Source organism: Treponema phagedenis (assembly GCF_008153345.1).
Lineage (GTDB): Bacteria > Spirochaetota > Spirochaetia > Treponematales > Treponemataceae > Treponema > Treponema phagedenis.
The window spans coordinates 1,192,851-1,213,881 of record NZ_CP042818.1; the positions used below are offsets into that span (position 1 = coordinate 1,192,851).

Here is a 21,031-nt window from a genome sequence, read left to right on the forward strand (position 1 = left end):
AAGGAGGTGAGAAAATTGAAGGAGGCAATATTAAGAGTAGCGGAATGTGGGAGTGGCTATAAATTTCAAGGCTCAAGATTTATTCACTTAAGCCCCGATTCCGGAGAAGAATTCAGAGATGAATTTTTAATACCGTTTCTTAAAAAAAATAAAACCGCGTGCCGGTTGTGTGTTGACTTTGCCGGCACTGTTGTGTTTACTCCGGGATTTTTGGAAGAAAGTTTTGGCGGAGCAATTCGGCGCGGGTTTCAAAAAGAGGTACAGAAAATTCAATTTAAAAATATTCCGCCTGAAATAAAAAAAGAACTTTTACGGTGGATAAGAAAAACAAGGGAAAGATGATTGCGTAGAGGCAAACTCATTACTTGACGTACAAGGAAAAATAGTATATATTGATAAAAGCTGCTTTTATTGGCAGCATTTTAATAAACCTGTATAGTACGGCCTCCCACTTATCCGGGATAGGTCGGAGTTACGGGTTTTTTTTTACCTATGGAAAAAAACAGCTATTTTAGTTGATGGTGGCTTTTATCGAAAGCAAGCCTTACATCATTTTGGAAAAAAATCGGCACATGAGCGTGTAGATGAGCTTATAAAATATTGCCGTATGCACCTTAAAGAGCGTTCTCAATTTGATATTATAAGTGATAGCGATGGAAAACAAAAACGGATATATGAATGGAATAGTTTATATCGAATATTTTATTATGATTGCCCTCCAATCAGTAAAGCATTATATCACCCAGTTTTAGAAAAGAGTATTGATTTTTCAAAGACTGAAACCTATACATGGATGAAGGAATTTATCGAAAACTTAATACATCAACGAAAAGTTGCCTTACGAATGGGCGTATTAGCTGATAATACCGCCTATTATGGCTTAAAAAATGAAATAGCAAAGAAACTTTTCTCCGGTCGTTTGCAAGTTACCGATATAACCGAAACCGATTTTGATTTAGTTTTACGGCAAAAAGGCGTTGATATGAAGATAGGGATAGATATAGCCACACTTGCCTATAAAAAACTGGCTGATCAAATTGTTCTTATAACAGGTGATAGTGATTTTGTCTCTGCTGCAAAACTTGCACGGCGGGAAGGTATCGATTTTATAGTTGATCCAATGGGGCATAAAATTTTACCTGATTTAATGGAACATATTGACGGCTTACGATCATATTATAGGCATAAGCAGCTCAAAGGCTCATTTGGACAGAAAGAACAAGATGTTACATTATTTCCTTATTAACTTAACTGACTGTTGAAGAAATGTTTTCAATAATGAAAGAAATTGCGGAAACTGCGCTTCGATATTACATTTATTGAATTCCCCTCTTGATTATTTTTAAAAAAAATATATAATAGGTATAACAGATTAAACATAAAAATCTGTAATTGATATTTTACATTTTTAGCTGCTTGCCGTTGTATGGCTCTTTTACGGGCGCGGCGGAATAACGGGCAGGAGAAAGCGGCACTTTTAAAAGAAGGCTGTGAATTTATTTACAAGGTCTGAAAATGAGCAAGGACTCTCATTTTTTACGACTGACGGGCGAGGTACGCTCTTGTAAGTGAGTTCACAGCCTTTTTTTTTGCTTTTTTTTTAAAAAAGCTAAGGGCAGTTTTTGGAAGTTTTAAACTCCTTGCACTCTGTTTCGGCGAGGCGAGGGTTTAAGCTTCCGTTATCAAAGCATGAGGAGGGGAACAAGAGAAAACGATGGACGAAAAAGAGAAGCGTATTTATCTACAGATGGAATTAAAAAAAGGCTCTTTTTCAAAAGATGAATCGGGGGATTTTATTTTTGATGTTGAGGCAAGTAATGAAAACTTAGACCTTGAACAGCAAAAAGTTTTACAACAAGCCCTTCTTGATTCAAAAGACTACTTTTTAAAAAACGGGGTTATCAGCAAAGACCATTTGCACCAGTCAAGAATTCTTGAGGGCGGAAATGCAAAAATGGTTTTTGATGAAGACTACGTTATCGGAGAGCCATTGAGCGTGTACACAGACGGCAGCTCTACTCGTGTTCGCGGCAAGCTCTACAAAAACAATAAATACGCAAAGAAGTTTATCGAGCTATTGGAAAACGGCTCAACACGAGTTAAGGCAAGTGTCGGCGGCATTTCTCCAATTGTAGAAAGAATCCAAGAAGGCGGGACGGATTTAGGGCGCATTGTTTCGGTGTTATGGAATGACTTGGCTCTGACGATTGCTCCGGTTAATCCGACTGTCGCTCCTGCATATGTAGTTAAGTCTTTAAGCAGCTTAGAATTTGTGAAGGCACTGTCAGCGGGCTACGGCACCGATTCGGAAGCCTTTACCGGCGGGAGGACTTTAATTCCCGAAGATATCGAAGGAAATAAGAGAGGGAAAAACGAAGATGGAAAAAACATTTTAACTGCATTAGTTGAAAAAGTGGTTGATGGGACTATTACGGATGAAAGGGAGGCAAGAGCCTATTTATCCGGATTAGGCATTGAAGAGGATACAGCTGAAAAATATATCCAAGCTGTACTGCAAAATCAAGAAAATATTTTGGAGGATTTTTTAATGAGTAAAGGAAATTACTGGGATGATGTTATGACCAAAATGCAAAAAGCATTTGGTAAGTCAAAAGGGAAAGAGGATGACGAAAAAAAAGAAGACGAAAAGCCTGAATTAGATGATAAGGACCTTATCGATGATGATGAGGAACTTGAGGGTGTTAGCGATGACGATGACGATGACAAAGATAGCGAAGAGTTTGTTACAAAAAGCCTTGATGCAACAGTAGCCTTAGGCGAAATAACAAAGAATATTGCAGAACTTAAAGAACAACTCGCTACGCTTACTAAGTCTTTTCAGCATAGCCGCGAAAAACAAGAAGTCATGGGAGAAGGTTTAACCGCTGCAATGAAGCGGGTTGAACAACTTTCAAATGAGCCCTTGCCGCGCAGTGCTGTTATTTCAACACGCGGACAACAGCCGATGGCAAAAGGCGGTGCTGCTGCAATGGTGCGGCATGGGCAATTTACACAAGCCGACAAGGAGACCGCAATGGAGGTGCTTTCAAAAGCAATCGAAAACGGCGAGATAACTTTACACGAATTCGGAAAAATTGAAGCACAAATCAATAAGTCCCTGCAGAATCCCGCATTCCAGCTTGACCAAAAGTATGTGCGGTTTTTGCAGGAAAAGTTAACAAAATAAGGATGAGGAGGAAAAAAGATTATGGGTTTTTTTACAACAGTAGAAACAGCTTCTGTGAGTGAGGCAGAACTTTTAAAATCATTGCAAGCCGGTTACCAAACCGACTCTGCACAGATGGTAGGCGGACGAACTTTAATACCTGAGGATATTGAAGGAACAATGGTTAATGCTATGCGCGAGCAAAAGGAAGATTGTAAGTTTGTAAATAGTGTTAAGAAAAAATCAGTGAACTCGACTATTCATGAGTATAATCGCCGCACCGGTGTAGGTAATTATAAGTACCTGACAACGGAAGAAGGCGGAGGCTCTGAAACAAGTGATCAAGAGCTTGAGCGAAAAACTGTAAAGATTAAATATCTGCAAGACCGCAGAGCTGTTACCGACCAAATGGCATTAGTTGACGGTTTTGAAGATGCGTACACAAGTGAAAAGATAGCAGGTACTCTTAATGTTTTAAAAGCTGCTGAATACTTTTGTTTTCATGGTGATGAAACTGTCGTGCCTACACAGTTTGACGGTGTTTTGCGTCAGATTGAAAAGTCGAAAAATGCAAACATTTACGATGTCCGCGGCAAGAGCATTGCAACGGTGGGCGAAAGAATAATTACCGATCCTGTAGGAATGATTTTTGAAGCGGGCGGAGATGCCAATAAACTTTTCTTTCCGCCAATTTTGGCGCAAGATATTCAAGACCTTATAAGGGACCGAATCCGCTTTGGTACTTCAGGAAGCGGTGCAATGAACCTTGTCGTTGACCAGTACCCGACGCCGTACGGTTCCACTATATATTTTGGGCAGGAAGCCGGTGCAGATAAGTTTTTCCATGTAAAAGGCTTAGTTACTGCTGACGGTTCGCCTCTGAAACGCCCGAAAGCTCCTACTGAAGTAACGACAACAAGTGCAGCCGATGGAAAATCAAAGTTTGCGGCAGCCGATGCCGGAAATTATAAATACACCGTTCACTCAGTCAATAAATACGGAATATCGGACGGCAAGGAAATAGACGCTTCTGTTGCGGTAAGTGCAGGACATAAGGTTACTCTTAAAATAAAAGCAAGTGCCGAAAACACAGAATCAGGCTATGTTATTTGCCGCTCTGCAAAAGACGGGGATGTAGTAATGGAGATGGTGAGAATAGGAAAAGATGAAAGCGGAACAACCGAGTTCAATGACTTCAACATCGAATTGCCGGGTACTGCTCAAATGGTTTTCTTAACTGAGAAAAAAATTCAGGAAGTAATTAACTGGGATCAGTTCTGTCCATTGCGTTCACGTCCATTGTACGAAAGTAACAGAGCCGAGATACCTTTCCTCATTCAGCTTTTTGCAGCTTTGGATGTTAAGGCTCCCGAGTGGTGCGCTATTGCAAAAAATATCGCATACAGAGGCGGCTTATATTACTAGGTAAAAGCAAAAAGAGCTAGGAGTGCTTAAGTCGTGAAATCTTAAGCACTTTGAAGCTCTTTTAAAAAAAACAGGGGTTTATTATGTCAAAAAAAGAAACTGAAAATAAAAAACTTGATGCAGCACAAAACAATCAAGAAACCGAAGGAGGAAATAAATTAACCGAAAACACTTCCGGTGAAAATCAAAATCCTTCAAACGAAAATACGAGTGTTCAAAATGAGGAGGCTCTGAAAACCGAAACGCAAAATAACAAAGATGCTGCGGGCGGAGAAACTCAGAAAGAGAACACAGACGTAAAAGAGGAAAATAAAAAACCTCAAAAGTCAACCGGCAGTAAAAGACGTATTAAAAATGAACAACTCAAAAAGAAAAAAATCATTGTCTTTGACGGTTCTACAGTTTCGTTCGATGAAAAAGGAATAGCGGAGCTTGAAGAGAAATACGCTGAATATCTTTTGACTATTCCTACTTACTCTGAAGTATAAGCTAAGGAGTGTATAAATGCTTGAAGTGGTTAGTGCTAAAAATTATTGCATTATCAAAATGCCAAACTCTACACAGGAATACAGGCTTGAAAGGAAAGCAGGTATTGACGGCGAGTGGGAAACGCTGACCGCTTCAGGCTTTATAAAAACAACAACGGAGCCTCCCGTTCCGGTTAAAGATGTTTACTTAGATAAAAATGTCAAGGACGGCGTCTACGGGTATCGGGTGCAGGATGTAACAAACGCCGCAGCGGATTGGGAGTATTCAGTTTGGGTAAAGTGCGGCGCGGGAAAACCTGTCGGCTATACATTCGGCAATTATAAAGCACCTGAAGGACAGTGGGGCGAAATTGTTACGCCGGATGATTTACATTACACCTATCTTTGGGGTGTTGATTTTAGGGCAAGTAACGGAATGCCTTATACTGATGAACAGGTGCGCTTTCATATCAACTCTTCGCTGCGTGAAATGGAGCGAAGGCTCAATATTACAATTGAAAAAAAACGCATCGCTTGTGAGCCGCAACGGCGGGGATTAAAAAAAGGCGTTGACTATGACGAAGAAGAATCGTTTTATAGTTTTCATCAATCCCGCATTCAGCGGCAGGGATTTATTCCTACGCGGAAAAGACCTGTTATAAAAGTTTCAAAGCTTGATTTATTGAGCCGCACCGAAAAGGTGCGAAGTCTTATGGATTGTTACACGCTTGATAAAACAAAGGGCTTAATCAAATTTTTTAATCGTCCTTTTAGAATGAGCGACACACGAAAAGCAATACACACTTCTATTTCTCCTTATGGAGCTGCGACATGGGAGAGCAATCTTTTTTACAGTATTGATTATGTTGCAGGTTATGAAAGCTCTGACGATGTGCCGGCGGATTTGCGGGCAGTAATCGCAAAGCTCTGCGCTGTTGAGTTATTGAATATCATTGGAGACGGACTTATCTCGGGCTTTTCATCTTCAAGCCTTTCTATGGATGGAGTAAGTGAAAGCTTTAGCTCCACTCAATCTGCAACCAGTGCGTACTATGGCGCACGCATTAAGGTGTATGAAGATGAATTAAAAAATTATATCGAAGAAAACAAAATGAAGTTCGGGCATGTGGTGATGGGAGCGTTATGAGAACAGTTTTACTATTGAGAAAATCAGCTGAAAGTGAAAAGTTTATTTTTAACGCAATAAAGAAAAAAATACTTGACTATTTAGCAAGCTTAGAAAAAAAAGAAAAAGCGGCAATTGAAAAAGCTTTTTCAAAAATGCTTATGCTTGCAAAAGGTGGCAAGGGTTTGCCTGTCGGCACGGTACGAGATTGGAAGGGAAAAAAGTTTATTAAAACTGCACCCGGAAAATGGAAGCCGAAATATGAAAGCCATTCACGCGGTGCAAAATTAGCGATTAGTGCGTTAAAGAAAAAGATTGCCGCTTGCGATAACGCAAAAGACATGATGAATATTATTCTTGAAAATAGAGATAGGTTCAGTGATAAAAACGGAAACCCGCTGCCTTTTGTTCAAGAGTTAAGCAAGTTTATTGATGAAACGCAGGAAAACCATGTACGATTTACAGACAATGGAGCTGAAAAGAAATGGTATGAAAAGCCTCCAGCAACAGAAAAAGAGTTACTCGATTTTGCAAAAAGGGCAATAGAGGAAAACGCAAACGAAAGGCTTTTTGTAGGATATGTAAGCAGTGAAGCACAAAAAAGAATAAAAGAGGTAACAGGCTTAGATGCAAAAAGTATTATTCTTGATAGCAATTCTGTTCGACATGTGATGAACAAAGAAGCTCATAATTTGGAACTTGAGGATTTGAAATATATGCAAGAAGTTATAAATGATCCATCGAGTATAAAATTATCAGAGCAAAAATATTACCATAATGCTGTAATTGAGTTTCGAAAAGATATTAGCGGAGAAATAACATTTGTTGAAGAGTTTAGAGCTAAAAGGGGGCAGCTTGAATTAGTTACGTGTTATCGAAAAAAAAGAAAATCTGCCGCCAACGCCTCAATGCTACGTAAAAGTACGTCCCCTGAGACTAACGTCCTAAGCCGTAATGACGGTCAGATTAATACAAGTATACCACAATCAGACGAAAAGTCAAGTATCAGAAAGGCAGGATAATTTATATGCTGTATTTTTTAAATAGACCGCTCATTTTAGAGCACGTAATAGTAAAAGCTTTTGATGATTATTTTAAGGCATTGCGCACACAGGAGTATTACCGGAACTGGAGTATTCACGTTACGAATGAACACCCCTTTTCTTTGATGATACCTGATTTTACTTATAACGCAAGTATATTCCCTTGTGTTGTGGTGTCAACCGAAAGCGATGAAAAACCTTCGGAGTTGATGAACCTTGTAGAAAGCAGTTTTTTTATTCTTGAAAAAACGGATATCCCGTTACTTGAAGAAGAAGGCTATGCACTTTGCGATGAGTTAAAAAAAGATTTAGAAAATGAGTTTGCAAAAAAAGAAAAGCTCTGCGGAGTATCACGGGTAATACGGCGGCAAGAGCGGATAAGTATAGAAATATGGAGCGAGAATATTCAGCTGAAAAATGAACTGTATGAAATGTGCCGCTTGTTTCTTGCGGGCGGCATAAAGGATGCGCTTGCCGAATATCGCAAGAAAAATAATGTAGTCATTTTTGACAACACCATACAGGGGGATCGAAGCGGGAATTTTAATTATGACTTCGGGGTAAAACTTGCAGGCAGCCGCTTAAGTTTTAACGCTGATTATTTTATTGAGCAATCAATAATCGATACAAAAATCGATGGAAATAAAAACATTATTTGGGAGGTGATTGATAATGTCAAAGGAAGTAAGTGAAAAACAAATAGGTATTACTACATTTTTTCAAAACCGCAAGGGTGAGTATGATGATGAGGTAATTTTTGTTTTGCAGAAAATGTATGCGGATGTGGCATTCACAGAAGCGCAGTGGGTTTTAAAAGTGAAAGAGTTTTTAGAACAAAAAATTGTGTAAGGATTTGGGAGGAATAACAATGGGAGTAAGACCAAGAATTTTCGAAAGTGCGGGACGGAGGACAAGTCATCTTCAGCCGGGAGTGTTTTCTCGATCCGCGTCAATTAAAGGGAAAGGCGGCGGGGTTTCCGCAAGTAATCTTGTAGTTTTAGGTTATGCAATTGCGGGAAAGCCGAATACATTATATGAGTTTGGCTCTCTTGAAGAGGCGCAAGCGGTATTAAAGGGAGGCGAATTGCTGGAGGGAATAGCACACGCCTTTAGTCCGGCAAAGGGCTATACACCGCAGAGCGTTTTTGCAATGCGTGTCGGAAATGCGGAGCAAGCAACCCGAACACTTAAAGCGGGCGGAACGGATGTATTAAAACTTTTTTCTAAAGAATACGGAGTTGGAGCAAACAGCTTACAATTAAAGCTTACCAATGATTCAGGTGCGCACACAGTAACTCTTGTGTTGAAAAACGGCACAAAGACTGAAACTATCGGACCGATTAAAAATGAGCTATTAAAAATAAAATATACCGGCACGGGGGCAGCCTGCAAAGTTTCGGTACACACCGATGCGTTAAAAATTGAAGTGCCCGATAAAACGGTAGACGGCATAGAAATTCTTTTTGAGGAATATCCGACTATTGAAGCTGTGGCAAATAGGCTTATTGCAAAGGGCTGTTATGTTGCGTCAATAAATACAAATGCGGAGCCTACCACTTCATCGAGGGAATTAGATTTTATTGCAAAAGAAACAGCAAAAAAAGATGAAGACTTTTTTATGTTCGGCAATCTTTATGCAATGATTAAAAAACTTACCGAAAGCGATTTTATCGACAAGGTAGAATTACTTTCGCATGATAATAATCTTCCTGAAACCGATTCAGATTTTGTCAATTTTGCGGGAGGTGTCGGCGCGAGTGAAATAGCTCTTGAGTGGGTTGCAGCATTGCAAGCTTTAAAAGCGGAACAAATCAATATCATTACAACACCTTGTCAAGATGAGATGATACACAATCTCATTGTCGGACATTGTGAACTGATGAGCAGTGTTGATAACCGCAAGGAGCGAACTTGTATTTTAGGCGGCGGCGTAAACGAGACAAATGAAAAATCAATTGAAAAAGCGAAAATGTTTAATAGCCGTTTATGTTCTTACACAGGTGATTCAATTAAAGCAGTCAACCCGATGACGGGGCGCATTGAAACCTTCCCCGCTTCATATTTTGCCTGTAAGCTTGCAGGCTTGGAAAGTTGTCTTGCAATTAACGAGCCGCTTACAAATAAGGTTGTTGATGTTGTTGAGTTTACTAAAAAACATTCGCCTACCGATTTTAAAAAACTTATTCAAGCAGGCGTATTGGCAGGCGGTAAAAATGATGACGGAGCACTTGTTACAATTAGAGCTATGACAACCTATCAGGGAGACACCTTACAAGATGTTGAGCGCAGTATGGTACGGGAATCAATATACATGAGCATGGATTTACGCCAACGGCTTGGAGCTGCAATCGGCACACCGGGAATATCCGGAAGTTTAGAAGATGATTTAGCAACTCTTTTGCAGGCGGCTAATGATTGGTTTAGCGCAGGCTTAATTTTAAAAAGTGATGACGGGGAGCTTATTTGGGGCATATCAACTCGAGAAGAGGGGGATACAACATTTATCACGTTTAGTAGATATTTGGTAGCTCCAAGAAACTTTATTTTTATTACGGAAAACAATCATGTGTATTCCGGATCGGCTGTTACGGTCGCTATATAATTTTTTTAGGAGGATAGGAAATGCCATTACCGAGAGTAAGTGAAAAAATATTAACCGAAGGATACCGCTGTTATGTTAGATCCGGGAAAAATGCGAGTACCGCAAAAGTTATAGGCTTTGTAGAAAGCTTTCGCGCTTCTTTATCGTACATGACACAAGAGGCACGAGTACTGGGAGAATTAGTTCCTGTGTCGATTGATGCTCAAGGAGTTTCATGCTCAATAAGCATGTCAGGGTTTTTACCATCGAAGGATGTAATAAAAAACGGTATATCGATAAGTAAAACAAATGATGTAAAGATATCGCTTTACACCTTTTTCCCCAGTCCGAAATCAATCCGCGATGATAAGGTTGTTACGAAAATTCCATACATGGACTTCAAGGATGAAGACAATGGAAATATAGTAGCAACGTTTGAAGGTATTATCGTTGATTCAGGAACTATAAGCGGACAAGGTTCAAGTTATGTAAAAGGCGATGTAAGCATGAAAGCTCTTGATTGGAGCGTACAAGAACACAACAATTCATTTTTGAAATAACATAAAAAGGAGCAATAAAAAAAATGGAAATAAAGGTAGTTGAAAATGCGGTGCCTGTAACGGGCACGGATATTGAAAATAAATCTTTAAGCGATTCAAAGCGCGAAGATTTATTTATACAGCTTTTGCTTGGGCAGGATGCAACAGGCGAAATAGAAACTTCGCGCGGAAGTTTTACGGTAAAGTTTCCGAAAGAAAAAGACCGCCTGCAAATTGGGCGTCTTATGGGTATAAACAGATGCGGTATTCCTGCCACAAGTTTTGATATTGATACGGAAACCAGGAATCTTGTTTGTTCAACGTTGAACGTGGTTATCGTTAAAGGACCTGAATGGCTTGAGGCGGTAAAGAAAAAGCAAAACGGTTTTAGATTTGAGGAGGTGCCTTGCGATGAGTTTTTAATCGAACTCTACCAAAAGGCATGTGAGTTTCGTGATCAGGTGCAAGAACGCCTTAAGGCGGGGACAGAAGAGCTTACAGGAGTATCTACCGGAGAAAGTGCTGCTCCTATTGTGGACAATGGTATTTTTGACGGGCTTGAAGGAAGTGCCGACTGATGAATGGACGTTAAAAATACTGTATGAGTTTTCGCTTGAGTATGATAGAGATGAATTTAGAATGCTTAGGCAAATGGAAAAAATGGAAGAGCAAAAAGTTGCGGCTCCTAAAAAAGCCGTAATGAAAAATCTTGGGTATTCTGAAATGGATTTGTTAAAAGAATAGGAGGAATATAGTGGCAATGACAATGCCCGCGCTTGGCAAGGCGCTTGAAGATTTAACAAAAGCTTATAATGATTTAAAAAAAGAGCTTAAAGATAACGGCGGTATGCATAATGCGTCATTTCTTGCTGTAGAAAAATCATTAAAAGCTGTACAAGCGGCAGTAAGTGTAGATGATTTTATAACAAGACAAAAAGAAAAGGTTCTTACCGACAGTACTCCTGTAAGTTTACAAGGATTTGTGCAAACGGTAAAAGATGAAGACGGTTTTATTCTTGTTGCAAATGGGCTTGATGTTTTTAAAACCGGAACGAGGTATGGTATCTCCTCTGATTTTAGAGCAACGACTTATGTTATACCCAATTATGCGCAAATTGTTTGCATGAGCAATAAACGCGGCGTATTATCTGAATCTGATAAGATACAAGCTATGGCAAACGGGAGCATAAGCCTTGAGTTTTTATATGAGCCTGATGCTCCCGATGAAGAAATATCTTTAAATTTTGTCGTAGGAAATAATGAGGGCGAGTATAAGGGCGAAGTTGAGTGGAGCAATATAAAAATTGAGACTATCAGTTTTGAGTTTTCACAAAACCAAAAAGAGATGGCACAAAAAGCTTTAGATGCGCACGTTGAAAAAACGGAACACTACCATAATGTAATTCGGAATAAGAACGGCTCAATTGCGGTGCCCAATCCTCAAGGCGATAATGAAGCTGCAAACATGAAGTTTGTAAAAGAGGAAATAAAGGCGCATCTTGCGGAGCTTGTCGACAATGCGCCTGAAGAGCTCGATACACTCAAAGAATTGGCGGACGCTTTAAAAGCAAATGAAGATGGAATGGCGGCAATAAACGCAGCCTTAACAAATAGGTATACAAAGACAGAGGCTGACGAAGCCTTTATAAAGAAGGCTGCGTTTGCGTTAAGCGGTACGACACTGGAAATCACCTTATAAACAGAAGGAAATTGATATGGCGTACGGTTTAGGCAAAAATTCACCTGTTACTCTTGCACTTGGGAAAGAAAGTTATGAGGCGATGATTGAAAGGCACGGGCAGTATGTACGCTGGAGAGTTGCTAAAAAATGCCCCTGTGTTTCTACGGGAAACCAACCGGATATTCATTGTAAAAAATGCGGGGGCTCTGGCGAGCTGTATTCGTATCAAAAAAAGTATACGGATAACGTGAGGCTTTCTGTTTTTGACGGGCTTATCGAATTACCGGAAGACATAGCGGATTGTGTTATAAAAAGTATTTACAACTATGCAGGCGTTTTGTTCGAGTTTAAAAAAGAAGATCGTTTTATTCAGCTTCAAGACAAGGAGCATACGCTTACGCAAGGAGAGACGGTAGATATAATTTTTGAGCAAGAATTAGTTTGCATTTTAAAAGAAACAAAGGCAGAGCGTATATGTAAAGGCTTTTATCGTATCCCTGATTTACGCATGCCAAAATCGACTATCGAGGGAGTATATTACAGCCCCTGTTGCGACATTCTAAAAATAGAAAACTTAAAAAGCGAAGATGGTGCCGATGTTGAAATTCTAAACTATTATAAAGATTGCATTGAAGTTCTTAGCGAAGAAGATTATCCGTATTTGATTGCAAAAAATATTGAATACATAAAACCTGTAAAGTTTATTGTCTTATCGCAAAACTTACACAAAGAAAATCTAGCCTTAATTCAAAAACACAATGGGGATGCGGTTTGCACCTTCCCGTATAAGTTTGATGTTTCCGAAGGAGATATTATTACAATTATTTCAGGAACAATGACTAACAAGGTTATTGTAAAACGAGGGAGAGAAACTGCAGATGATATTATCCCTGAATTTTTTGTTGACTCAATTGATTTAATTGAAACTAAAACAAGTGTTTTTAAAGAAGGAGAAGATTTTATTTTGATTGGGACAAACCGTATTCATTGGCTTGGAGCTGCAAAGCCTGAAGCAAATGAGAGCATGTCAATAACGTATCGGTATAATCCGACATATCGGGTTTGTCAAAATATTCCTTCCTTGCGAACAAGTGAGGATCAGCGCATACCGCGCAAAGTGGTGCTCAAACTATTTGCAAGTTATCAAAATGCTCGGAGGGTACACACGAATGGTTAAGATTAAAATAACAGCGGATAATCCTGCATTACAAGAACTTGCGGCTGCGGTAAAAAAAATAGGACGATCCGATATTCTTCCTGCAACCGATGCAACGTTTCAAGGTTGTGCAAAAATGGTAGCGGACTCTTGGAGAGCCTACGGTCAGGGACAAAAAGATATTCCGGGAGTGCCGCCGATGAAAAAGCCTTCAAGCAATTATTCAGGCGGTGTAAAGGTAAAAAAAAGCGCACCGCTTGAATACACAATATCGAATGAATCTAAGGCAGCCCCCTTACTTGAATACGGCACCGATGGTTATGATATGAAAACAACGCATCCATACGGGAAAAAAAGCAGGGTAAGTAAACAAAAAAATCCTAAAACAAAAATGATAGAACTCATTCCGTATTTGATTGTGCCCTTTAGTTGGGGAACGCCGGGAACCGTAACGTTTCAAAACACAATGACAGAAGACATTTATGCAATTGCAGAGCGCATGAAAAAAAGTGTTGTAATGGAAGAAACGCATTTTGAGGAAAACTGGGCAGGAGAAGCTATTGAGCGGCATGAATATACGTGGGCAGATAGATTAAACGAAAATGACTTAGGCAATGCAGACGGTATGGTAAGAATGTCTGACACTCCGACAGGTAAGTCAACCTATTGGACGTTTAGAATTATTTCCGCTAAGTCTCCGAAGAACAGCTGGATAAATAAGGGCATTCCCGCCCGCAATGTAACGGAAGGTTTAAAGGCTTTGCATGAAAAAGAAATAGCCGATGCAATCCAAAATGCCCTTGCAACCGATTTAGGGTAGCAATAGAGGAATAGACGCGTATGGGAATGAAAGAAGTTGCGATTAAGCTTAATTTAGAAACAGGTAGTTTCTCATCATCTGCACAAACGATATCCGATGCTTTTGATAAAATGCTTGGCAAGATGAAAGAAGCACAAGAAGTCGGCAATTTTGATTTAGCAGCACAGTATGCAAAATCGGCACAACAAATGCAGCAAGTGTATAACGGCATGGCAAACGGGAATCAAGCCGGAGGCGGAGGAATTGCAGGGTTTAATAATACAGTAGGGGGCATTTCTAATACTGCACAATCGGTTATCGGACAAATTGGTGCGGGCGATGCTGCGGGCGGTGGATTAACACTTTTAGGGAAAGGAGCCGGTTTACTTGGTAAATTAGGAACAGGCGGAGCAATTGCAGGAGCAGGACTTCTTGCGGCAGTTGGCGCCGGTTGGGGGGTAAAAAAACTTTCAGACCTTTATACATCGCATGATGATGCGGCAGAAGCATTAAATGCAAGCCTTAATAACACCATGCGCACTCGCTTTGATTTAAGTACTAAGGAAGGACGTGGAGAGTGGCGGCAATTTGCAAAAGATTATCCCGAACGAAAAAATGATTTTGAGATAAGTAAAGACGGTAAAACCATGATTGAAACATTGGAAAGCCGTTATAAGGTGAACACAAAAAATATAGAAGATGCGTTTACAAAAGCAAGTGCTGCCGCAAACAGTTTCAGCTACTCAATGGAAGACGGGTTGAGTATGGTTAAACACCTTACGCAATACGGACTTTCTTCGGGCAGTTATGATGTTGCCCGTAATGTTTTCGGCTGGTCAAGAATGATGGGAATCCAAAAAGAGGAGGCAGCAGATTTTAAAGGTACTTTTTCCCGTTACGGAAATAAGGACGCGGACAGTTTAGCGCAAGCATATCGAGCGAGCTCTTTTATGGGAATGAAGGAAGGCCAGTACAGTGAAACACTTGGTTTATTACAAAATATTTTTACTGATGGTATATCAAAAGGGTTTACAAAGTCGATTGCTGAAATAGGCAGCACAATGACTTTTTTAAAAAATGCAAGCGGCAATAATCCGTTATGGATGGGAGAACAAGGCGCAAGTCGATATCAGCAATTAAATGAAAGCGGGCGCAGTGCAACATCTCTTTCTTCGGTTTCGGATATCTTAACGTACCGAGCTATTGCAAGTTTATCGGATGCAGAAAAGGCACGCATATTAAAAGAGCACGGATTAGAATCGCAAGGCGGATATCTTGATAATATGCAAATTGCGGAACTTGGATTTTTACCGGAAATATACAAGAAAAAAATGGGTCTTTTTGAACAAATGTCGGGAAAAGGTAATAAAGCAGGGATGATCGAAATGATTAGAAAAGATACCGGCTTTGACTATATACAGGCGGCGCAGTTTTATGAGTTGATGAACAACGGGGAAATAAATAAAGACGCATATGAATCAATAACAAATGCAAGTATACGCCCTGAATATACCTCACGTGTCGGAGCATCTACCGGTTCTGCCGAATTGTGGAGGACTTGGACAGCTGAATTGGGAAAAGGTCCGGCGGAACTGACAAAATTTCTCTCGGTATTTTTATCCGGCACTCGCCAAGAAGAGTTTAATACGGGTAAGCTACCGGGCATGGGCGAAGGAAGTGTAAATAATGTTACACTAATAAAAGAATTACAACAAAGAAAACAAGATTTAGCATTTGAACTCCAGACTCTGTATAATACCTTTTTCCCCGACCAAGAAAAAATTAAGGAAAATACGGAAGAGTTAAAAAAGATAAACGCGCAACTTGAGTTATTATTGAACGGGGAAATAAAGGTTGAAAGTCGATGATGATCACCATTCACAAAAGCCCGCAGCCAAAAATAGAAATCTTTGATTATAATGCGCCAACAGTGCCTGCTTTTACATTATCGGCACAAACCCATGAGTATACGCAACTTTTAAGCTATTCGTTTACCGAAAGCACAATGGATTTAAAGGGGCGTTTTCAGTTTAGCATTGCAGGCGGAGACAATAATCTTTTTAATGAAATACAGCCGCTTCAAATTGTAAAGATTTACGAGGGGGCAAATACTCCTGTGTTTATTGGTGTAATTGCAAATAAAGATTTAAGTTGCACAATGAGTCAAGGTGGCGTGCAACGACAAATCAATTTTTCCGGGATGAGTATTACGGGGTTAATTGCAAACTTTCAGCTCATTCTTGATATTAAGTTTTTATCATTAACACAAATAATGAGTGCGGAAACGATAAACAAGGATATGGTGTTACGCATAAATGAACTGCAAACTAAGGAACCTTTAAAAATAAAAAAGTTTTTAGAGCTTACATGGGATACATATTTAGGCTATGTAGGTGTTAGATATTTAAAACCTACCGCAGATAAAGCTCCGGTAAAAGGAAAGGCGGGAGAATCAAATAAAATAGTCTATGACATAATTAAAAACTTTATGGGGAATGATTTTTTTGAAGTAGGAGAAGCAGAAAGTATTCCTGTGCCGATTGCTAATACCTTTTTTAATCAAGGAATAAATACGGTACAACAAATATGGCAAACGATTTTAGCGCCTCCTGTGTATGAAATGTTTTCTCGGGTGAATGAAAAAGGAAAAACAAAAATAGTTGTTCGTGAACTTCCATTTAGTTTTAGGGAAAACGGAATAGTGCATAACCGTTGGGGCAAACTACCAATAAGAAAAATAAAATCACCGCACCTCGTCGATTATTCATTGCGTTTAAGTATTGATGAAGTGTACACAACTTTTTTTGCCTATATCGAGGGTTCTTCTCTTTCGGCTGATCAGTACATTGTAATTGAGCAAACTGACGGCGACAAAATAGAAAAAAAGATTTTACAAGTTGATGAAAAAAAACTTAAAACATACGGCATGAAAATGTTACAGGTTGCTTTCAGAGGCTATAAAAAACAAACGGAAAAAACGGAAACAATTACCAATGCAATGCACAAACTTTCTTTGCGCCTTCGCTCTTGGTTCGGGCGACTTGACGAAATGTACACAGGAAGCATTCGCATTATCAACGATTTTTCTGAAAAACAAATACGCTGCGGAGAGCGAGTAAGCTTTTTAGGCGGGGAGTTTTATGTTAGAAGTTGCGACCATTCATGGTCCTACGGAGGGACTCCCACAATCAGCCTACAAGTAATACGAGGCGGAAAGTATAACAAGGGAGGAGAGTTTGTAAAAGTAATGCCTGAAATGGGAACAAGCAATATCGAACTTAAATTTGACGGGGAAGAAACGAATAGTTTAGTAGATATAAGTTGGGCGAGGTAAAAAGCTATGAGAATTGTAATACGAGAGCGAAGCGGACAGGTTACCGGGCAAGTGCCGCTACAAAATACAGTGCCGAGAATAGGCATGTGGGGAACAGTAACCGATGTTGACTCTACAAGAAATGCGGTGAATGTTCGACTTACCGGCGGTGTGTTATTGGAAGATGTGCCGGTTGCCAGCTTGGATGAATGGATTTGTGAATTTAAAGACGGGGGCTATATGTCGGGAAGCAGGAACTTGCCGCCTGAAAATGCACGGGTTTTTGTGCTGATGCCTACAGGCACCTTTGAAGGCGCTTTTGTTTTATGCTCAAGCCTTTCGATGTTTGAAAAAGAACACCAAAAAAAATTTATGAGCACAAAGGAACAACGAGCTGAAAAAAATGTTGAGCGGCTTCGGGTGCGACCGGGAAAATGGATTGAAAAATACAATTATAAAACGGGACAGCTTGAGCTTACCTCTTCGAATGAAAATGTAAAGATTGCAATTGCTGATGATAACAATAAAAAGGAAGTGAGTGTAAACGCTTTCGGTGCAAACATTACAATTGACAAAGACGGCAATATTGCCGTGAAGGCTGCAACGGATAAAAAAATAAGCCTTAACGGCGAAAACTTAAGCGGTATAGTAAAAGCCGATGAACTAAAAACGCAGCTTGATAAGATGAGCGATCGTATTGATAAAATGGTAAATACTTTTAACGGGTGGGTTGTTCTTCCTAATGATGGAGGTGCTGCTTTAGCTACCGCAATGAAAACCGTAATAGGCACTATGGTAAAAGAAGATTTTTCAAATATAAAAAATGACAAGGTAGTGCACGGAGGTTAAGCAGTGAGACAAGGATATTTACGAGAGGGATTATGGCAGAATGTATACCTCATTGAATTTTATGTTGACAATAATACTTCCCCGTCCGAGTCTTTTGCCTTCGGGGTACCGCCTGAAAGTGAAGAGTTTGTTTTAACGCAACGGAAAACCGAAACTAAAACTTTCGGTGGACTTGTCATTGATGACTATGGACATGATGCGCTTAAAATAACGCTTTCAGGCAGTACGGTAAATAATGAGCTTAGGCGAATGTACCATACAACCGGATCGAGTGAGTATGTTACCGGCGAAGAAGAAATATTTAGGCTCAAAACATTGCTTGAAAAATACAAAGGTAATATAAACACGCTTGGAAAAAAAATCCTTTTATATGATTTATCAAAACATACAAATAGGAGCAGACGAAAAAAAACGATTGACAGTTTTTGCTGGCAAGTGTATCCGGGCGAATTTAAAATAAAGCGAACAAAAGAAAAGCCTAATGTATATACGTATTCAATTGAGTTTACCGCCATTCCGGCCAAAGATACCTTTGTGTTTTATAATACAATCTTCGGAGTTGATTTTAATAAGGCCTTTGATGCAATTGAACAGTATTTACAAAAGTTAGAAAAAAGTTTGAGTTTTTTTAAATCCGTCTTAGAAAAAATCAACGAGGCGAGGCGTTTTGCCGCCGCCTGTAAAGAAGTTGCCCTGTATGCGATAAGCGGTACTATTAACGCCTTTAGGATACTGCTTGACGACACTTTTCAACTTGGCCATTCAGCTATTGCCTTATACCGAGAAACAGTCGGAGCAGAAGGAATACCTGCACTTATTTTTGAAACGGGTGATTTTGTTGCGGCAATGCTTATTGATTTTATGACCAACATAAACGTATTGGCAAACAACATACATGCAATGAGTAAAAAAGAATTTTATATTCCTGCTGGCGTTTTTGAAGATTGGGAAGTTACTATAGAAGAACTTGACGCCTTAAGTCAGCTGCAGTGTAGCGGCATTTACAATGAACTATGTGCCTTATCTGTCTCTGCTCAAATGGAACGACCGAAAGAATACACATTACCGGTTGCACGTGGCGCTGCAATAACCACGTATGGAATGCAAATAGGTTTAATTACCGATGGCATGAGTTTTGAAAGCATCGCCCAAAATCATTACGGAGACAGTAGCAAAGCGTATATTATTGCTTCTGCAAACAGCGCTGGCAGTATTGATGATTTAAGCGCACGCGGACAAAAGAATGTGCTAATCCCAGTGCTGGAGCGAAGCGCTTCTAATTATCAAAATAGGATAATCGGTTTAAGCGGACAGCGCGATAATTACGGGGTCGATATTGCGTTAGACGAAAACGGGAATATTTTACTCAACGAGCTGCAAACAGATTTTAAATTTGTTACCGGCAGAAGAAACATATCGCAAGCGGTACTTATGCGCTTGCGTGAAAATATTAATAAACGAGTGATGCTGCAGCTTTATGGAATTAAAACAACAATTCCCGACAGTGAAAGTGCAGGCTCGGCTTATATTTTATCAAGCATAATTCAAACACTCAAACAAGAATCGCGTATTAAAGAATTGTTGAGCGTTTCTTTTAAAGGAGATGGGGACGCTTTGCGAATTGATATAGAATACACCGATATTGGCGGACAGCGGCGCTCTTTAAGCGAGCTTATATAACGGAAGATGAACAGGAGATAAAAAAGAATGGATTTTGATTATAAAATAAAAACCTTTGATGAGATTTACACCGAAATGCAGCTAAAGGTATTCGGTAAAATACTTACCGCAACGGACGCTAACTCAGGCAGTGTGCTTTGCTCTTTATTAGAGGCAACTGCACGGCTAATTGCTGAAGCGTATTTGCATTGCCAAATAGGGTATGCAAAATACTTACAAGATTTAGTGGAAGGGGCTTTTGGCGTAAAAAGGCTTTTAGGAACTAAGGCAAAGGGGAAGGTTGTTTTTTTTACCGAAAAAGGAAAACCTGCAGCCAGTCATCTTTATATAGCGGTAGGAACCGAAATTGCCTGCGGTGATACTGTTTTTGTTACCACAGAATCGGGAATGATAGATAAGGGGACGGAACAGTCAAAGCCTATTTTTGCTGAAGCAAAAGAAATAGGAGAAAAAGGAAATGTGCCATCTGAAAGCGTTGACACTATTTTAAGCGGCTTACATTCAAGTATTGCGGGAGTAAAAAATATACGGCCGTTTGAAAACGGTACTTCCGCCGAAACCGATCCGGAGCTGCGAAAGCGATTTGTAAATTATTTACGAGGCTTACAACGGACAAACTTTTACGGGGTAAAAGAAGCGGCTCTTAGCACAAAAGCATATCACGTGAACGTGGTATTATGTGCGCCGCCAAAAGATATTCCCACCCGAGATTTTGACGGAAACCCCATAACAGAGCATAATGTAAATTGTGCGGTGTATGTTTGCGACAAAGAAGGAGAGTGTTCAGGGGCATTACTTGATGAGGTGCGCAAAACATTACGCGGAGACGGCACGTATAACAATCCCGGATACACACCTGCGGGTGTTCATCTTGCTGTCGCTCCCATTGTTGCAGACAGACGGTTTCAAGGGGAAGGCAATAAATTAAATCTTGAAATATTTTCTGTTCTTCCTGATAAAGAAGAGGCAAAGGAACGAGTACGAAAAAAGGTTATAGAGTTTTTTCAAGGCTTTGAAGTAGGTCAATCTCTTATTATCACTGATTTAATTCTTGCCGTCAGACAGTTTGATTGGGTTACCGATGTAATCATTAAAGATATGAACCTTCCGCAAGGCAGCGCAAACCCTTCCGCAACTGAGTCGCATAAACTCTTGGTTGTAAAAGAAGAAGATGTGCTTATCACAATAAAACAACAGGGGTAGTAA

General features: G+C 39.8%; 21 protein-coding genes. All 21 read left to right on the forward strand.

Annotated elements, in window-relative coordinates:
- The first annotated feature begins 6 nt into the window (after positions 1-6).
- The 21 genes from FUT79_RS05195 (at position 7) to FUT79_RS05295 (ending at position 21,028) form a co-directional block, all read left to right on the forward strand.
- Positions 7-342 carry an STAS-like domain-containing protein gene (locus FUT79_RS05195; protein ID WP_081718570.1) on the forward strand — a complete coding sequence of 112 codons (336 nt, stop codon included), beginning with the start codon at positions 7-9 and terminating at the stop codon, positions 340-342.
- Positions 343-607: 265 nt separating this feature from the next.
- Entirely contained in the window at positions 608-1,246 is a 639-nt protein-coding gene (locus FUT79_RS05200) for an NYN domain-containing protein (protein WP_024751699.1), read from the forward strand.
- Positions 1,247-1,714: 468 nt separating this feature from the next.
- Positions 1,715-3,187 carry a hypothetical protein gene (locus FUT79_RS05210; protein WP_148889367.1) on the forward strand — a complete coding sequence of 491 codons (1,473 nt, stop codon included), beginning with the start codon at positions 1,715-1,717 and terminating at the stop codon, positions 3,185-3,187.
- 21 nt (positions 3,188-3,208) lie between these two features.
- Positions 3,209-4,591 carry an SU10 major capsid protein gene (locus tag FUT79_RS05215; protein ID WP_148879066.1) on the forward strand — a complete coding sequence of 461 codons (1,383 nt, stop codon included), beginning with the start codon at positions 3,209-3,211 and terminating at the stop codon, positions 4,589-4,591.
- A gap of 83 nt (positions 4,592-4,674) precedes the next feature.
- Positions 4,675-5,079 carry a hypothetical protein gene (locus FUT79_RS05220; protein WP_024751696.1) on the forward strand — a complete coding sequence of 135 codons (405 nt, stop codon included), beginning with the start codon at positions 4,675-4,677 and terminating at the stop codon, positions 5,077-5,079.
- Positions 5,080-5,095: 16 nt separating this feature from the next.
- Entirely contained in the window at positions 5,096-6,205 is a 1,110-nt protein-coding gene (locus FUT79_RS05225; protein WP_024751751.1) for a hypothetical protein, read from the forward strand.
- Positions 6,202-7,206, forward strand: coding sequence for a PBECR3 domain-containing polyvalent protein (locus tag FUT79_RS05230; RefSeq protein WP_148889369.1), 1,005 nt, complete (start codon positions 6,202-6,204; stop codon positions 7,204-7,206). Before FUT79_RS05225 ends, FUT79_RS05230 begins: the two co-directional genes overlap by 4 nt.
- A gap of 5 nt (positions 7,207-7,211) precedes the next feature.
- The gene (locus FUT79_RS05235) at positions 7,212-7,919 is read left to right on the forward strand and encodes a hypothetical protein (protein ID WP_148879541.1); all 708 of its coding nucleotides are present in this window, start codon (positions 7,212-7,214) and stop codon (positions 7,917-7,919) included.
- A complete protein-coding gene (locus FUT79_RS15040; RefSeq protein WP_002695490.1) occupies positions 7,900-8,076 on the forward strand; it encodes a hypothetical protein in 177 nt (58 codons plus the stop codon). The genes FUT79_RS05235 and FUT79_RS15040 overlap by 20 nt, the downstream gene beginning before the upstream one ends.
- Before the next feature lie 19 nt (positions 8,077-8,095).
- The gene (locus FUT79_RS05240; protein WP_148878920.1) at positions 8,096-9,829 is read left to right on the forward strand and encodes a hypothetical protein; all 1,734 of its coding nucleotides are present in this window, start codon (positions 8,096-8,098) and stop codon (positions 9,827-9,829) included.
- Between the two features lie 20 nt (positions 9,830-9,849).
- On the forward strand, positions 9,850-10,368 hold the full coding sequence (locus tag FUT79_RS05245; RefSeq protein WP_024751728.1) for a hypothetical protein: 519 nt from the start codon (positions 9,850-9,852) through the stop codon (positions 10,366-10,368).
- A 23-nt stretch (positions 10,369-10,391) separates the two neighbouring features.
- On the forward strand, positions 10,392-10,925 hold the full coding sequence (locus FUT79_RS05250) for a hypothetical protein (protein ID WP_024751748.1): 534 nt from the start codon (positions 10,392-10,394) through the stop codon (positions 10,923-10,925).
- A complete protein-coding gene (locus FUT79_RS05255) occupies positions 10,897-11,091 on the forward strand; it encodes a hypothetical protein (protein WP_148879542.1) in 195 nt (64 codons plus the stop codon). Before FUT79_RS05250 ends, FUT79_RS05255 begins: the two co-directional genes overlap by 29 nt.
- A 16-nt stretch (positions 11,092-11,107) precedes the next feature.
- Positions 11,108-12,046: a hypothetical protein gene (locus FUT79_RS05260; RefSeq protein ID WP_244951140.1), complete on the forward strand. Its 939-nt coding sequence runs from the start codon at positions 11,108-11,110 to the stop codon at positions 12,044-12,046.
- 16 nt (positions 12,047-12,062) lie between these two features.
- Positions 12,063-13,205 (forward strand): hypothetical protein, encoded by a 1,143-nt coding sequence (locus tag FUT79_RS05265; protein WP_024751746.1) that lies wholly within the window; start codon positions 12,063-12,065, stop codon positions 13,203-13,205.
- Positions 13,198-14,004: a hypothetical protein gene (locus tag FUT79_RS05270; RefSeq protein WP_024751723.1), complete on the forward strand. Its 807-nt coding sequence runs from the start codon at positions 13,198-13,200 to the stop codon at positions 14,002-14,004. Before FUT79_RS05265 ends, FUT79_RS05270 begins: the two co-directional genes overlap by 8 nt.
- 20 nt (positions 14,005-14,024) lie before the next feature.
- Positions 14,025-15,851: a hypothetical protein gene (locus FUT79_RS05275; protein WP_148883936.1), complete on the forward strand. Its 1,827-nt coding sequence runs from the start codon at positions 14,025-14,027 to the stop codon at positions 15,849-15,851.
- Complete coding sequence (locus tag FUT79_RS05280; RefSeq protein ID WP_002695630.1) at positions 15,848-17,317, forward strand: hypothetical protein; 1,470 nt, start codon at positions 15,848-15,850, stop codon at positions 17,315-17,317. The genes FUT79_RS05275 and FUT79_RS05280 overlap by 4 nt, the downstream gene beginning before the upstream one ends.
- A 6-nt stretch (positions 17,318-17,323) precedes the next feature.
- On the forward strand, positions 17,324-18,145 hold the full coding sequence (locus FUT79_RS05285; RefSeq protein ID WP_148884472.1) for a hypothetical protein: 822 nt from the start codon (positions 17,324-17,326) through the stop codon (positions 18,143-18,145).
- A 3-nt stretch (positions 18,146-18,148) separates the two neighbouring features.
- Positions 18,149-19,825: a hypothetical protein gene (locus FUT79_RS05290; RefSeq protein WP_148889373.1), complete on the forward strand. Its 1,677-nt coding sequence runs from the start codon at positions 18,149-18,151 to the stop codon at positions 19,823-19,825.
- Between the two features lie 27 nt (positions 19,826-19,852).
- Entirely contained in the window at positions 19,853-21,028 is a 1,176-nt protein-coding gene (locus FUT79_RS05295) for a baseplate J/gp47 family protein (RefSeq protein ID WP_148883985.1), read from the forward strand.
- Positions 21,029-21,031 lie beyond the last annotated feature (3 nt).

Excerpts from the sequence above, each read along its gene's own strand:
- FUT79_RS15040 (WP_002695490.1), top strand. The coding sequence starts at position 7,900 with ATGTCAAAGGAAGTAAGTGAAAAACAAATAGGTATTACTACATTTTTT.
- FUT79_RS05240 (WP_148878920.1), top strand. The coding sequence starts at position 8,096 with ATGGGAGTAAGACCAAGAATTTTCGAAAGTGCGGGACGGAGGACAAGT.
- FUT79_RS05200 (WP_024751699.1), top strand. The coding sequence starts at position 608 with ATGCACCTTAAAGAGCGTTCTCAATTTGATATTATAAGTGATAGCGAT.
- FUT79_RS05225 (WP_024751751.1), top strand. The coding sequence starts at position 5,096 with ATGCTTGAAGTGGTTAGTGCTAAAAATTATTGCATTATCAAAATGCCA.
- FUT79_RS05275 (WP_148883936.1), top strand. The coding sequence starts at position 14,025 with ATGGGAATGAAAGAAGTTGCGATTAAGCTTAATTTAGAAACAGGTAGT.
- FUT79_RS05270 (WP_024751723.1), top strand. The coding sequence starts at position 13,198 with ATGGTTAAGATTAAAATAACAGCGGATAATCCTGCATTACAAGAACTT.
- FUT79_RS05210 (WP_148889367.1), top strand. The coding sequence starts at position 1,715 with ATGGACGAAAAAGAGAAGCGTATTTATCTACAGATGGAATTAAAAAAA.
- FUT79_RS05215 (WP_148879066.1), top strand. The coding sequence starts at position 3,209 with ATGGGTTTTTTTACAACAGTAGAAACAGCTTCTGTGAGTGAGGCAGAA.
- FUT79_RS05280 (WP_002695630.1), top strand. The coding sequence starts at position 15,848 with ATGATGATCACCATTCACAAAAGCCCGCAGCCAAAAATAGAAATCTTT.
- FUT79_RS05260 (WP_244951140.1), top strand. The coding sequence starts at position 11,108 with ATGACAATGCCCGCGCTTGGCAAGGCGCTTGAAGATTTAACAAAAGCT.
- FUT79_RS05285 (WP_148884472.1), top strand. The coding sequence starts at position 17,324 with ATGAGAATTGTAATACGAGAGCGAAGCGGACAGGTTACCGGGCAAGTG.
- FUT79_RS05250 (WP_024751748.1), top strand. The coding sequence starts at position 10,392 with ATGGAAATAAAGGTAGTTGAAAATGCGGTGCCTGTAACGGGCACGGAT.
- FUT79_RS05245 (WP_024751728.1), top strand. The coding sequence starts at position 9,850 with ATGCCATTACCGAGAGTAAGTGAAAAAATATTAACCGAAGGATACCGC.
- FUT79_RS05230 (WP_148889369.1), top strand. The coding sequence starts at position 6,202 with ATGAGAACAGTTTTACTATTGAGAAAATCAGCTGAAAGTGAAAAGTTT.
- FUT79_RS05295 (WP_148883985.1), top strand. The coding sequence starts at position 19,853 with ATGGATTTTGATTATAAAATAAAAACCTTTGATGAGATTTACACCGAA.
- FUT79_RS05265 (WP_024751746.1), top strand. The coding sequence starts at position 12,063 with ATGGCGTACGGTTTAGGCAAAAATTCACCTGTTACTCTTGCACTTGGG.
- FUT79_RS05235 (WP_148879541.1), top strand. The coding sequence starts at position 7,212 with ATGCTGTATTTTTTAAATAGACCGCTCATTTTAGAGCACGTAATAGTA.
- FUT79_RS05220 (WP_024751696.1), top strand. The coding sequence starts at position 4,675 with ATGTCAAAAAAAGAAACTGAAAATAAAAAACTTGATGCAGCACAAAAC.